The sequence below is a fragment of the Salinicola lusitanus genome, from assembly GCF_038648475.1.
GTDB lineage: Bacteria > Pseudomonadota > Gammaproteobacteria > Pseudomonadales > Halomonadaceae > Salinicola > Salinicola lusitanus.
In genome coordinates this window covers 103,682-116,191 of record NZ_CP151919.1, presented here as the reverse complement: position 1 = coordinate 116,191, position 12,510 = coordinate 103,682, and the positions used below count along the sequence as shown (strand labels likewise).

Sequence of the window (12,510 nt, the reverse complement as noted above, 5' to 3'; positions counted from 1 at the left end):
TTCTCCCGAGGTGGTATCGCCATCATAGCAAGGCAAGCGACGGCGGCAAGCCGATAACCGCCCGGGATGTCACCGGGCAACGACGTTCCTGGCCGAGTGTGGCGAGCTCTTGGGCCTTCGGTGTAGAGTGGCGCCTGCCGTGGCCGGCGCCAGCGGCGAAACCTGTCCGGATCGCGAGGTCGCATGGCGGTGAAGGTGTCACTGCGGGCCAGTCGGCTCGCCTGCGAGCGGGATGACCGCTGGCTGTTTCGAGCGCTCGACCTGCGGGTCGAGGACGGCGATATCCTGCGTATCGAGGGGGCCAATGGCAGCGGCAAGACGACGCTGCTCAAGCTGCTGACCGGGCAGTTGCCGCCGACCGAAGGGCGCATCGAGTGGCATGGCGAGCCGCTGGCCAGATCCCGCGAGGCCTTTCTTTCGCAGCTTCTCTATGTCGGCCACGCCCCGGGCGTCTCGGCGGCGCTCACCGCCCAGGAGAGCCTCGCCTGGGCCGCTGCCATGGCCGGCGTCAGGGCGCCGGTTTCCGATCTCGAACGGGCTCTCGAGGCCGTGGGGCTGGCGGGCTTCGAGGATATCCCGGCACGACAGCTCTCCGCCGGTCAGCAGCGGCGCATCGCCCTGGCGCGGCTCGAGCTGGTTCCTCGCCCGCTGTGGATCCTCGACGAACCCTTCACTGCCATCGATCGCGAGGGCGTCGCCTGGCTGGAGCAGCGGCTGGTCGCGCACGGTGACGCGGGAGGCGCGGTCGTCATGACCACACACCATACTTTTCACGCTAACGGTCGTGTAGACTCGCTGCTGTTGGGAGAGCCCGCATGAGCGCGAATTCGGGCGGTTCGACGACCGGGCGCGGCGAGGAAATCGGCCTGTGGGGCGTTTGCGTCGCCCAGGTTCGGCGCGAGCTGAAGATTGCGCGGCGGCGCGGCGGCGATCTGGTCAACCCGCTGATGTTTCTGGCCCTGGTGGTGGTGCTGTTCCCGCTGGGGATATCGCCCGAGCCGGACCTGCTGGCCAGCGTCGCCCCCGGATTGCTGTGGGTGGCGGCGTTGCTCGCCATGCTGCTGTCGCTGGACGGCCTGTTCCGTGGCGATTACGAGGATGGCAGTCTCGAGCAGATGCTGCTTTCACCGCTGCCACTGCCTGTGCTCTGTCTGGCCAAGGTCGTCGTTCACTGGCTGTTGACCGGGCTGCCGCTGGCACTCTGCGCGTCACTGCTCGGCGTGCTGCTGGCGCTGCCGGGGGCGGGCTATCTGGCGCTGATGCTCTCGCTCGCGCTGGGAACGGCGACGCTCAGCCTGATCGGGGCGATCGGCGCCGCCTTGACCGTCGGCTTGCCGCGCGGTGGGGTGCTGCTCTCCCTACTGGTGCTACCGCTCTACATCCCGGTGCTGATCTTCGGCGCCGGCGCGGTGAAGGCGGCCATCGAGGGTGGGATGGCAGGGCCGGCACTGGCGTTGTTGGGGGCGCTGCTGGCGCTGGCCGTGGCCGCGGCGCCATTCGCGATAGCCGGCGGCCTGCGGATCAGTGTGAACGGCTAGCGAGATCGGCTGCAGTGGGACAAGGCTCGGCAAGGACATGGTGATATAGCGCATGTGGACGTTCGTGCACAAACTGGGCTCCCCGAAGTGGAGCTATGCGATCTGCGGCAGGCTGCAGCCCTTCTTCTGGGTCGCCGCGCTGATCCTGCTGCCGATCGGCACGGTCTGGTCACTGGCGATATCGCCCCCCGATTACCAGATGGGTGACAGCTACCGCATCATCTACGTGCACGTGCCCTCGGCGATCCTGGCCCAGAGCGTGTTCGTCGCCATGGCCCTGGCTTCCGCGGTGTTCCTGATCTGGAAGATCAAGGTCGCCGACATGGCCGCCAGCGTGATGGCACCGTTCGGCGCGGCGATGACCGTCCTGGGCTTGTTCAGCGGTTCGCTGTGGGGCGTGCCGACCTGGGGCACCTGGTGGACCTGGGATGCGCGGCTGACCTCGATGCTGATCCAGCTGTTTCTCTACATCGGCGTGATCGCGCTGCGCGGCGCCTTTGGCCGCGGCGACCAGGGTGCCAAGGCGGTGGCGGTGCTGACGCTGGTGGGGGTGGTCAACATCCCGATCATCAAATACTCGGTGGTGTGGTGGAACACGCTGCATCAGCCGGCCACGTTCAGCCTGACCGAGCGGCCGGCGATGCCGGCCAGCATGTGGATGCCGCTACTGGTGATGGTACTGGGGTTCTACGCCTTGTTCATCGCCCTGACACTGTACCGACTGCGCAACGAGCTGATCCGCCGCGAATCGCGGGCTCGCTGGGTACAGGCGCTGGCCGACTGACAACTCGGATCGACAGGGCGACGCCGACCCTGCCGGCATCAATCAACGGAACGTGACATGGCTTTCGATTCATTCGCCGCCTTCCTGACCATGGGCGGTTATGCCAAATACGTCTGGCCTGCCTGGGGCCTGGCGGCGCTGATCGTCGTGGGGTTCATCCTGTGGGCCAGGCTCGAGCGGCGCCAGCTCATGCAGACGCTGAAGCGACGCCAGCGCCGCGAGGCACGCTCATGAGAGCCAAACGTCAACGCCGGCTGATCATCGTGGTCGGGCTGGTGGCGCTGGTCGCCGTCGCGGTAGGGCTCACCCTCTACGCGCTGCGCGCCAACATCAACCTGTTCTTCACGCCATCACAGATTGCCGCCGGCGAAGCGCCCCACGGCCGCACCATGCGCCTCGGCGGCGTGGTCGAGAAAGACAGCGTCGAGCGCGAAAGCGACTCGCTGGAGGTCACCTTCCGGGTCACCGATTTCGCCAAGGACGTCGAAGTCCGCTACGACGATATCCTGCCCGACCTCTTCCGGGAGGGGCAGGGCGTGGTGGTGATCGGCCAGCTTGACGACGCTGGCGAATTCATCGCCCAGCAGGTGCTGGCCAAGCACGATGAGACCTACATGCCGCCCGAGGTCGCCGAGGCGCTGAAGGCCACCGGCAATTTGCCGGACGGCAGCGTACCGTCCTCTTGAGACGCTGCCTCGTCAAACGTTGCGAGTGACACCATGTTGATTCGAATTCTGCCCGAGCTGGGACACTTCGCGCTGATTCTGGCGCTCGCCATGGCCGTGCTGCAGGCGATCGTGCCGCTATGGGGCGCCGCCACCCGGCGCCCGCTGTGGATGGCGTTCGCCCAGCCCATGGCCTGGGGCCAGTTCCTCTTTCTGGTCCTCGCGTATCTCAGCCTGACCGCGAGCTTCGCGCTGGATGATTTCAGCGTCGCCTACGTCGCCAACAACTCCAACTCGCTGCTGCCGTGGTACTACAAGCTGAGTGCGGTGTGGGGCAGCCACGAGGGGTCGGTACTGCTATGGGTGCTGATCCTGAGCGGCTGGAGCTTCGCCGTCAGCCTCTTCTCCCAGCGTCTGCCGCGCGACATGCTGGCTCGCGTGCTCGGGGTGATGGGCTGGATCAGCAGCGGCTTTCTGCTGTTCATTCTGCTGACGTCCAACCCGTTCGAGCGTCTGCTGCCCAACGTGCCGACGGACGGCGCCGATCTCAATCCGCTGCTGCAGGATTTCGGTCTGATCGTGCACCCGCCGATGCTCTACATGGGGTATGTCGGTTTTTCGGTGGTGTTCGCCTTCGCCATGGCGGCGCTGCTCGGTGGCAGGCTCGACGCCGCCTGGACGCGCTGGGCGCGGCCCTGGACCAACGTCGCCTGGGCGTTTCTCACCGTGGGGATCGCGCTGGGCAGCTGGTGGGCCTACTACGAGCTGGGCTGGGGCGGCTGGTGGTTCTGGGACCCGGTCGAGAACGCCTCGCTGCTGCCGTGGCTGGCCGGCACCGCCTTGATCCATTCGCTGGCGGTGACGGAAAAGCGCGGCACCTTCAAGAACTGGACGGTGCTGCTGGCGATCTTCACCTTCTCGCTGTCGCTGCTGGGCACCTTCCTGGTGCGCTCGGGGGTGTTGACCTCGGTCCACGCCTTCGCCAACGACCCCTCTCGCGGGACGTTCATCCTGGCGCTTCTCGGCGTCACCGTGGGCCTGTCGCTGGCGATCTTCGCGCTGCGTGCTCCCCGGGTTCAATCCCTTGCGGGCTTTGGCTGGCTGTCGCGGGACTCGCTGCTGCTGATCAACAATATTCTGCTGGTGGTGATGACCGTCACGGTGCTGCTCGGCACGATCTATCCGCTGCTGCTGGATGCGCTGGGCCTGGGCAAGATCAGCGTGGGGCCGCCCTATTTCAACGCGCTGTTCGTGCCACTGACGGCGCTGCTCTGCCTGTTCATGGGGCTCGGGCCGCTGGCCCGCTGGAAGCGCATGCCGGGCCGGGAGCTCGCCCGGCGCCTGGGGGGAGCGGCCATCGTCGCGGTGGTGGTCGCTGCAGTCCTGCCGCTTCTCTACGGCGGTAGCTTCAGTCTCGGTGTCACGCTGGGCTTGCTGCTGGCGCTGTGGCTGGCGCTGTCGTTGGCGCGGGATATCTTTGATAAAACCCGCCGCGGTCGGCTGGGCGGTCTGAAGAAACTGACGCTGGCCTACTGGGGCATGGTGGTGGGGCATCTGGGGCTGGCGGTGACCATCGTCGGCGTGGCGATGGTGTCGCACTACAACGTCGAGCGGAACGTGCGGCTGGCGCCGGGGCAGAGCGTCGAGGTGGGCGGATATCAGTTCGCGATGACCGACTTTCGGGAGCGGCGCGGTCCCAACTACACCGCGGATACCGCCACCATCGAGGTGACCCGGCCCGGACGCGCGAGTTTCACGATGCAGCCCGAGAAGCGCTTCTATGTCGCCAGCGGCATGCCTATGACCGATGTCGCGCTGCGTCCGGGGCTGTTCAGCGACCTCTACGTGGCGCTGGGGGAGAAGCTCGACAATGGCGACTGGTCGCTGCGGATTCAGCTCAAACCGTTCGTGCGCTGGCTTTGGCTGGGGGCCCTGATGATGGCGGCGGGCGGTATCCTTGCCGTCATCGATCGTCGCTATCGCCGGATGCCGAGGCGCTCCGCGGCCTTGCGCACGCACGAATCGATCCCGCCCGGCACCGGGGCGAGGGAGGGGATCTCATGAGACGTCGCCTGCTGCTGTTGATACCGCTGTTGCTGTTCGCCGTGCTGGTGGTATTCCTCTATCGCGGCTTGGCCAAGGATCCCGCGGCGCGGGATTCGGCGCTGCTGGCCAGAGAGTTCCCGGCGTTCAACCTGGCCACGCTGGATGATCCCGATCGCACGCTGGACCGTTCCCTGCTCGAAGGGCAGGTGACCCTGGTCAATGTCTGGGGCGAGTGGTGCCCGACCTGCAAGCAGGAGATGCCGCAGTTGCTGGCGCTGGCCGAGCGCGGCGTGCGCCTGGTCGGCGTCGACTACAAGGACACGCGGGAGAACGGATTGCAGTTCCTGGACGAGTTCGGCAATCCGTTCGAGGTCTCGCTGTTCGATCCGGACGGCACGCTCGGTTTCGATCTTGGCGTCTACGGCGCGCCGGAGAGTTTCCTGGTCGACGCCGAAGGGGTCATTCGCTACCACCACACCGGCTATATCACGCCGCAGGACGTCGAGGACGTGATCCTCCCCGAGGTGAAAAAATGGCAGCCATGACTCGTCGACTCCTGCTGATCTGCCTGCTGCCGATCGTCATCCTGGCGGGTACCAAGGCTCTCGCGGCCATCGAGGTGCAGGATTTCGACGACCCCGCCTTGATGCAGCGCTACGAGGATCTGACCACCCGGCTGCGCTGCCCCAAGTGCCAGAACGAATCGATCGGCGCCTCGAACTCGCCGATCGCCGCGGACATGCGCGCGCGGGTCGCCGCGCTGCTGCGCGATGGCCAGAGCGATCGGCAGATCGAGAACGCCATGGTCAGTCGCTTCGGCGATTACGCTCTCTACGATCCGCGGCTGGATGCGCGCACCTGGCTGCTGTGGGGCTTGCCCTTCGGCCTGGTGGCGATCGGCGCCGGCGTGGTGGCCGGCTTCGTCTTGCGCCGGCGTCGGCTGGAGGATCGCGAATCGGGCAGCGTCGGTCTGGACGAATACGAGAGACGCCGGCTCGAGGCGCTGACGTCGCGTCACGCTGCCGGCTCGCACGGCCGCCGCAATGACGGGGGGACCCCATGATCCCATTATGGACAGGTATCGTCGCGCTGCTGTTGCTGAGCCTGTGGCTGCTGTGGCTGCCGCTGCGTCGCGCCGCCGGTTTGCGGGATGCGCTGATGACGTTCGAGGCCGACGATCGTAACAATGCCGAGAACCTGGCGATCTATCGCCAACGGTTGGCTGCGCTGGAAGCGGCGCTGGCGGAGGGCGAGATCGACCGGGAGCGCTTCGCCGAGGACCGCCTGGAACTCGACCGTCGGCTTCTGGAGGATGCCGGCAGCACCGGTCGACGGCCGCTGCGACGCGTCCAGGCCGGCCGTTGGCTGCTGCCGCTCGTGGCCGTCGTGGTGATCGCCGGCACGCTGCTGTTCTACGATCAGACCGGCGATCGTCGCGATCTGGCGCTCTATCAGGTCATCCAGTCGCTGACCCATGCGCCGCCGGAGACGCGTCTTGCCGCCCTGGAAGCCGAGGCTCGGCGCCAGGACGACAACCCCAAGGCGTGGGCCGAGCTGTTTCCGCGCTATCGCGACAGCGGCCAGTTCGACAAGGCGATCATGACGCTCGAACGACTGATCGCGCTGCAGGGACGCCAGCCGGCGCTGCTCGCCCAGCTGGCGCAGATGAAGTTCTTCGCCGCTCACCGCACGCTGACCGGAGAGGTCCAGGCGCTGGTCGACGAGACGCTGAAGCTCGATCCGCGCCAGCCGACGGTGCTCGGCATGCTCGGCATCGATGCCTTCGATCACGCCCGCTACCCGCAGGCGATCGACTACTGGCGCCGCGCCATGGCCGGCTATCAGGATGCCGAGTCGGGTCAGGCGTTGCGCAAGGTGATCGCCGTTGCCCAGCAGCGCCTGGCCGCGACCCGGGAAACGCCTGCCGAGACTCGGGAGACGACATCGGACAGGACGTCGGCAGCAGCGCCGACCTCGGCTGCCGCCGTCGCGGGGCAACCCTCGCTGCAGGTCGACCTGACGTTGTCGCCATCGTTGCAGGGGCGGCTAGCTGCCGATACCCCGGTCTTCCTGGTGGCGCGAGACGTCGATGGCAACCGGCCGCCGCTGGCGATCGCACAGACGACGCTGGGCGCCTTGCCACGCACGCTGACGCTGAGCGACGCCCAGGCGATGACCGCCGACGCACGCCTTTCCCAGGCCGACCGCGTCGATCTGGTGGCACGCGTCTCGGCGACCGGCCAGGCAACCCCGCAATCCGGTGATCTGTATGGCCGGCTCGACGGCGTCGAGGTGGCCGGTTCGGCGACGTTGGCGCTGGATATCGATCACGCAGTGCCTTAGGCTCTGCCGAAACCCGTGGCGGGTTGCTTTCGTCGGCGATCCGCCACCCACTCGGTTTTCGGAGCTCTCTTTTCCGCATGCGCCTCAAGTCCATCAAGCTGGCCGGCTTCAAGTCGTTCGTCGATCCGGTGACGGTGCCGTTCGACAGCAACATGACCGCCATCGTCGGACCCAACGGCTGCGGCAAGTCCAACGTCATCGACGCGGTGCGCTGGGTGATGGGGGAGTCCTCCGCCAAGACCCTGCGCGGCGAATCGATGACCGATGTCATCTTCAACGGCTCCACCGGTCGCTCTCCCATCGGTCAGGCCTCCATCGAACTAATCTTCGACAATCGCGATGGCGAACTCGGCGGCGCCTACGCCGGATACAACGAGATCGCGGTCAAGCGTCTGGTGACCCGCGAGGCGCAATCCAGCTATTTCCTCAACGGCCAGAAATGCCGTCGGCGCGATATTGCCGATATCTTCCTCGGCACCGGCCTCGGGCCGCGCTCTTACGCGATCATCGGCCAGGGCATGATCTCCCGGCTCGTCGAAGCCCGCCCGGAAGAGCTGCGCAACACGCTGGAGGAAGCGGCGGGGATCTCGAAGTACAAGGAGCGTCGACGGGAGACCGAAAACCGCCTGCGGCGGACCCAGGAGAATCTCGAGCGGCTCGACGACATTCGCGAGGAGCTCGACAAGCAGCTCGAACGGCTCAAGCGTCAGGCGGAGGCCGCCAAGCGTTACCGCACGCTGAAAGCCGAGGAGCATCGCCTGCGCGGCGAGCTGGCGGTGCTGCGCGAACGCGCCCTGCGCAGCCAGCAGCGCGAGGAAGAAGCCCGGGTTCGAGACTGCGAGATCCAGGTCGAGCGCGAGATTCTCGGCCAGCGCCAGTGCGAAACGCGGCTGGCGGAGGGCCGGGAAACCCACGACGCCGTGGCCGCCGAGCTGGAATCTCACCAGGCCGCGTTCTACCAGACCGGCGCAGACATTGCCCGGCTGGAGCAGTCGCTCGAGCACGCCCGGCAGCGGCAGCAGCAGCTCTCCGGTGACCTGGAGAGTGCGCAGCGGGAGCGGGACGCCCTGGCCCAGCTGATCGCCCAGGACGAGGAGCGCCGCGGCGAGTGGGACATCCGGCTCGAGACGCTGCTCCCCGAGATCGAGATGGCCGACGAGGCGCTGCTGACGCTGGAGATGCAGCTCGAGGAGGCCGAGCACTCGGCGCAGGCGTGCCAGCAGCAGTGGGAGGCGTTCAGCGAGCAGGATCGTGATGCCCGCCACCGGGCCGAGCGCGAGCAGGAGAGCATCCAGCGCCTCGAGCGTCAGCTCGAGGAGCTGACCCGCGAGTTGGAGCGCCGCCGGCAGCAGCGATCGGAACTGCCGGACGTCGACGACCTCGACAATGAGAAAGCCTCGCTGCAGGAAGCGCTGGCCGTGCTGGACGAGCGGCAGCAGACGCTGGAGATTCGCCGCGAGGAGCGCCAGGAGTCCCGGGAGCGTGCCCGCGCAGGCCAGGCCGAGGCACAGGCGGCCAGGGATAAAGAGCGCGAGCGCCAGCACCGCTGCCAGGGCGAGGTGGCGTCGCTCGAGGCGCTGATCGAGGCGGCCCTCAACGATGACGACGCCAGCCTGGCCGAACACCTTGCCGATCACCCGCTGGGGAGGGCGCCACGAGTCGCCGAGAGTCTGGAGGTCACGGCCGGCTGGGAGCGCACCGTCGCCTGGGTGCTCGGGCCCTGGCTGAAGGCGCGCCTGGCCGAGCCGGAATCCGCCCGCGAGCCGCTGGCATCACTGGCGAGCGGGGAGCTGCCGGTGGTGTCGCTCCAGGCCACGGTGAGCGCGCCCGCCGAATCGCTGGGTGCCCGGGTCAAGGGGGCGGGGGCGCTGGCGACACTGCTGGCGACGATTCACTGCGCCGACGACGTGACAGCCGCGTGGCGGATGGCGGCCGATCTTGGCCCGGGTCAGAGCGTGATCACCCGGGACGGTCTGTGGCTGGGGCACGGCTGGGCCCGGCGACTCGGTCGCGACGACGCCAACGCGGATAGCGTGCTGCTGCAGCGGCAACGTCGCGACGTACTGGTCGAGGAGCTCGCCGCGCTCGACGCCACCCTGGTCGAGCGCGATTCGCAGATCGCCCAGTGGCAGGCCGAGATCGATGGCTGCGAGGCGGCGCTGGAATCGCTGCGCCATGAGGAGCGGGAGCTGGCCGACCAGCGTCAGGCGCAATCGACCCGGCTGGCAGCGTTGGATAGCCGGCTCGAGCATGTCGCTTCCCGGCTGCGGGAGTTCGAAGCGGAGCAGGCGCAGAGCCAGGAGCGCCACGCGACACAGCGGCTTGAGCTCGAAGCCGCACGGGAGCGTTGGCAGCAGGCGCTCGACCGGGTCGAAGCCAACGCTGCCGAGCGCGAAGCGCTGCAGACGGCGCGCGAGCAGAGCCAGGCGCGGCTGGGGGAGTTGCGTCAGCAACAGCGGCAGACGCATCAGACCCAGCAGCAACTGGCGCTCGAACGCCAGCGTCTGGAGGCGCAGCGCGGCGAGCTTCAGCAACAGGTCGAGCGCAGCCGCGGCCAGCTCTCCCGCCTCGAGGAACGCTGCGAGTGGCTTCGTGAGCAGCGGGAGACGCTTCACGAACCCGGTGAGGATCAGCGTGAACGTCTGGAGCGGTTGCTCGAGACGCGCTCCCAGCAGGAGTCCACGCTCGACCGCTGCCGGGAGCGGGCCAACCAGATCGGCGAGACGTTACGCCAGGCCGAGATCGACCGTCAGCAGCACGAGCGCAATCTCGAAGGGCTCCGCCAGCGGCTGCAGGAGGCGCGGATGCAGGTTCAGGCCTTGACGCTCAAGGCCGATGCCCAGCGGGAGACGCTGGCGGAGCAGCAGCAGGATGAGCAGACGCTGCAGGAGAACCTCGATCCCAATGCCACGGAATCGGCCTGGCAGACCCGCCTGGAGGAGACCGGCGAGCGCATTCGCCGCCTCGGAGCCATCAACCTGGCGGCGATCGAGGAGTACGAGCAGCAGAGCGAGCGGCGCGACTATCTCGAGGCCCAGCACGCCGAATTGAGCGAGGCGATCGAGACGCTGGAGCGTGCGATCAAGCGCATCGACCAGGAGACCAGGACCCGTTTCAAGCAGACTTTCGAGGAAGTGAATCGCGGCCTGATGGCACTTTTTCCCAGAGTCTTCGGTGGCGGGGCCGCATGGTTGACCCTCACGGGGGAGGATTTGCTGGAGACGGGGGTGGCGATCATGGCACGGCCGCCGGGCAAGAAAAACAGCACCATTCATTTGCTGTCCGGGGGAGAAAAAGCGCTGACGGCGCTGTCTTTGGTATTCGCCATCTTCCAGCTCAATCCGGCCCCTTTTTGCATGCTCGACGAGGTAGACGCTCCCCTCGACGATGCGAACGTGGGGCGTTACGCGAAACTGGTCAAGGAAATGTCCGAGAGCGTGCAGTTCATCTTCATCACCCATAACAAAATCGCGATGGAAGCCGCCGAACGGTTGATGGGAGTCACGATGCAGGAGCCGGGCGTCTCGCGTCTGGTATCCGTGGGTGTGGATGAAGCAGCGTCGATGGCGGAGGCGTCCTGAAGTTGGCAAAAATAGCCAAACCGGCTAACGGCGTAATAGGATGTTCGACATCGAAGGGAATTGAAGGGTGATTGCTGATGGGCAAAACTTTGCTTGACAAAGAAAAAAAGTAGCCCATTTTTGACAAATCACGCTATGCTAGTGCCGACATGCCGAATGCATGTTGTCCTCTTCCAGCATAGTGGCACCGCGAACAGGCAAGACGACCCATGGAACTAAGAGAGTGGCTGATCATCCTGGGGCTGGTTTTGGTGGCGACCATCGTGATCGATGGCTTCCGTCGCCTACAGCGCCAACGTCGAGTTCCACGCCTAGATCAGGCGATGGGAGATAATGGAGTCGACGACGGATCCGAGGCGGATCCGGAACAGGCGGCCCGCGAGGCCGAGGTCAACTGGGAATTGCCCAATGGAGGGGCACGTGTCCTGCGTCCGGCGACGTTCGAGCGCAGCGGCGACGGTTCGGAACCGGTCAGACCCACCGAGCCCAAGCGACAGGAGCGGATCCCGGAAGAGAAGCTGCAGAGCAGCATTCTCGACCGACGTGCGCGGTCGTCGTTCGCCGACATGCAGCACAACGTCACGAACAATGTGAAGAGTGCCGTTCGCGCGGGTGCCAAGCGCGTCAGCGAATCCGCCCAGCGCCTGAGCCACAAGCGTGAGGATGCTCGGCGCGAGGCCGAGGAGAGCCGCGCGAGAACGTCGGCGCGGCACGAAGAGCCTCGCCTGGGGGGGAATGAAGTCGCCGGTGCCGAGACGCCCGACCGCCTGCAGATCACGGCGCTGGTGCCGCCCGGCGGTGCTCGGATGGCCGAGGAACCCGAGGCGCCCCAGCAGCAGGATAGTTCGCGGACCGCTGCCGTGCGTGGCGAGGACGAACTTGCCTCGGTGCCGGTGGAAGAGATCGAAGAGGCGCCACGCAGCGACGTCGTGACTCAACATCCCGCCGTCGAACGTGCCAAGCGCCACCATGTGAGCGCGGCGCGGGCCAGGGAAACTCTGGCGCACTCCGAGGAGATCATCGTCATCAGCGTGCTGGCGAGAACGGAAGCGGGCTTCGACGGTGCCGATCTGCTCAACCTGATGCTGGCCTGCGGTCTGCGCTTCAGCGAAATGGGTATCTTCCATCGCTACGAAACCGAAGCCGACGATAGCGAACTTCAGTTCTCGATGGTCAACGTCGTCAAGCCGGGGGTGTTCGACCTGGATAGCATGCAGGAGATCGTGACGCCGGGCGTGACCTTCCTGATGCCGCTCCCGGGCGCCAACGATACGGCCGCGGCCTTCGAGGCGATGCTGGAGACGGCGATGGTGCTGGTACGCAACCTGGGCGGCGAGCTGAAGGACGAGAATCACAGCGTGATGACCGCGCAGACGATCGAGTTCGCACGCCAGCGGGTGCAGGAGTTCGAGCGGCGTCATCGGCTCCATCGCTATCAGGCCAACTGACACAGCCTGATACCGAACGCGGTAGCGGTATCGACGACGGGGCCTTCGGGCCCCGTCGTCGTTTCCGGCGTTCGCTGATGGGCGCCACTGCGGCAGCCGCGGCGG

Annotated in this window: 11 protein-coding genes; all 11 read left to right on the top strand. The window is 66.7% G+C overall.

Annotated features, from left to right (window positions below; all coding sequences use genetic code 11):
• Window positions 1-183: 183 nt before the first annotated feature.
• The 11 genes from ccmA (at window position 184) to zipA (ending at window position 12,405) form a co-directional block, all read left to right on the top strand.
• Window positions 184-819, top strand: a complete 636-nt coding sequence (gene ccmA / locus AAGT95_RS00510; RefSeq protein ID WP_425356040.1) for a cytochrome c biogenesis heme-transporting ATPase CcmA — start codon at window positions 184-186, stop codon at window positions 817-819.
• A complete protein-coding gene (ccmB, locus tag AAGT95_RS00505; RefSeq protein ID WP_342595173.1) occupies window positions 816-1,538 on the top strand; it encodes a heme exporter protein CcmB in 723 nt (240 codons plus the stop codon). Before ccmA ends, ccmB begins: the two co-directional genes overlap by 4 nt.
• Window positions 1,539-1,590: 52 nt before the next feature.
• Window positions 1,591-2,322 (top strand): heme ABC transporter permease, encoded by a 732-nt coding sequence (locus AAGT95_RS00500; RefSeq protein WP_342595172.1) that lies wholly within the window; start codon window positions 1,591-1,593, stop codon window positions 2,320-2,322.
• A 57-nt stretch (window positions 2,323-2,379) separates the two neighbouring features.
• Window positions 2,380-2,556, top strand: a complete 177-nt coding sequence (ccmD, locus tag AAGT95_RS00495; RefSeq protein ID WP_342595171.1) for a heme exporter protein CcmD — start codon at window positions 2,380-2,382, stop codon at window positions 2,554-2,556.
• Entirely contained in the window at window positions 2,553-3,008 is a 456-nt protein-coding gene (gene ccmE, locus AAGT95_RS00490; RefSeq protein WP_110598874.1) for a cytochrome c maturation protein CcmE, read from the top strand. The genes ccmD and ccmE overlap by 4 nt, the downstream gene beginning before the upstream one ends.
• A gap of 33 nt (window positions 3,009-3,041) precedes the next feature.
• On the top strand, window positions 3,042-5,051 hold the full coding sequence (locus tag AAGT95_RS00485) for a heme lyase CcmF/NrfE family subunit (protein ID WP_342595170.1): 2,010 nt from the start codon (window positions 3,042-3,044) through the stop codon (window positions 5,049-5,051).
• A complete protein-coding gene (locus AAGT95_RS00480) occupies window positions 5,048-5,578 on the top strand; it encodes a DsbE family thiol:disulfide interchange protein (RefSeq protein WP_110598871.1) in 531 nt (176 codons plus the stop codon). The genes AAGT95_RS00485 and AAGT95_RS00480 overlap by 4 nt, the downstream gene beginning before the upstream one ends.
• The gene (locus AAGT95_RS00475; RefSeq protein ID WP_342595169.1) at window positions 5,575-6,096 is read left to right on the top strand and encodes a cytochrome c-type biogenesis protein; all 522 of its coding nucleotides are present in this window, start codon (window positions 5,575-5,577) and stop codon (window positions 6,094-6,096) included. The genes AAGT95_RS00480 and AAGT95_RS00475 overlap by 4 nt, the downstream gene beginning before the upstream one ends.
• A complete protein-coding gene (gene ccmI, locus AAGT95_RS00470) occupies window positions 6,093-7,376 on the top strand; it encodes a c-type cytochrome biogenesis protein CcmI (RefSeq protein WP_342595168.1) in 1,284 nt (427 codons plus the stop codon). Before AAGT95_RS00475 ends, ccmI begins: the two co-directional genes overlap by 4 nt.
• Window positions 7,377-7,453: 77 nt before the next feature.
• On the top strand, window positions 7,454-10,957 hold the full coding sequence (smc, locus tag AAGT95_RS00465) for a chromosome segregation protein SMC (RefSeq protein ID WP_342595167.1): 3,504 nt from the start codon (window positions 7,454-7,456) through the stop codon (window positions 10,955-10,957).
• Between the two features lie 209 nt (window positions 10,958-11,166).
• Entirely contained in the window at window positions 11,167-12,405 is a 1,239-nt protein-coding gene (gene zipA / locus AAGT95_RS00460; protein WP_342595166.1) for a cell division protein ZipA, read from the top strand.
• Window positions 12,406-12,510: the final 105 nt, after the last annotated feature.

What these genes read in the sequence shown, in the direction of transcription:
- zipA (WP_342595166.1), top strand. Translation starts at nt 11,167, where the DNA reads ATGGAACTAAGAGAGTGGCTGATCATCCTGGGGCTGGTTTTGGTGGCG.
- ccmA (WP_425356040.1), top strand. Translation starts at nt 184, where the DNA reads ATGGCGGTGAAGGTGTCACTGCGGGCCAGTCGGCTCGCCTGCGAGCGG.
- AAGT95_RS00480 (WP_110598871.1), top strand. Translation starts at nt 5,048, where the DNA reads ATGAGACGTCGCCTGCTGCTGTTGATACCGCTGTTGCTGTTCGCCGTG.
- AAGT95_RS00475 (WP_342595169.1), top strand. Translation starts at nt 5,575, where the DNA reads ATGACTCGTCGACTCCTGCTGATCTGCCTGCTGCCGATCGTCATCCTG.
- AAGT95_RS00500 (WP_342595172.1), top strand. Translation starts at nt 1,591, where the DNA reads ATGTGGACGTTCGTGCACAAACTGGGCTCCCCGAAGTGGAGCTATGCG.
- ccmE (WP_110598874.1), top strand. Translation starts at nt 2,553, where the DNA reads ATGAGAGCCAAACGTCAACGCCGGCTGATCATCGTGGTCGGGCTGGTG.
- ccmB (WP_342595173.1), top strand. Translation starts at nt 816, where the DNA reads ATGAGCGCGAATTCGGGCGGTTCGACGACCGGGCGCGGCGAGGAAATC.
- AAGT95_RS00485 (WP_342595170.1), top strand. Translation starts at nt 3,042, where the DNA reads ATGTTGATTCGAATTCTGCCCGAGCTGGGACACTTCGCGCTGATTCTG.
- ccmD (WP_342595171.1), top strand. Translation starts at nt 2,380, where the DNA reads ATGGCTTTCGATTCATTCGCCGCCTTCCTGACCATGGGCGGTTATGCC.
- smc (WP_342595167.1), top strand. Translation starts at nt 7,454, where the DNA reads ATGCGCCTCAAGTCCATCAAGCTGGCCGGCTTCAAGTCGTTCGTCGAT.
- ccmI (WP_342595168.1), top strand. Translation starts at nt 6,093, where the DNA reads ATGATCCCATTATGGACAGGTATCGTCGCGCTGCTGTTGCTGAGCCTG.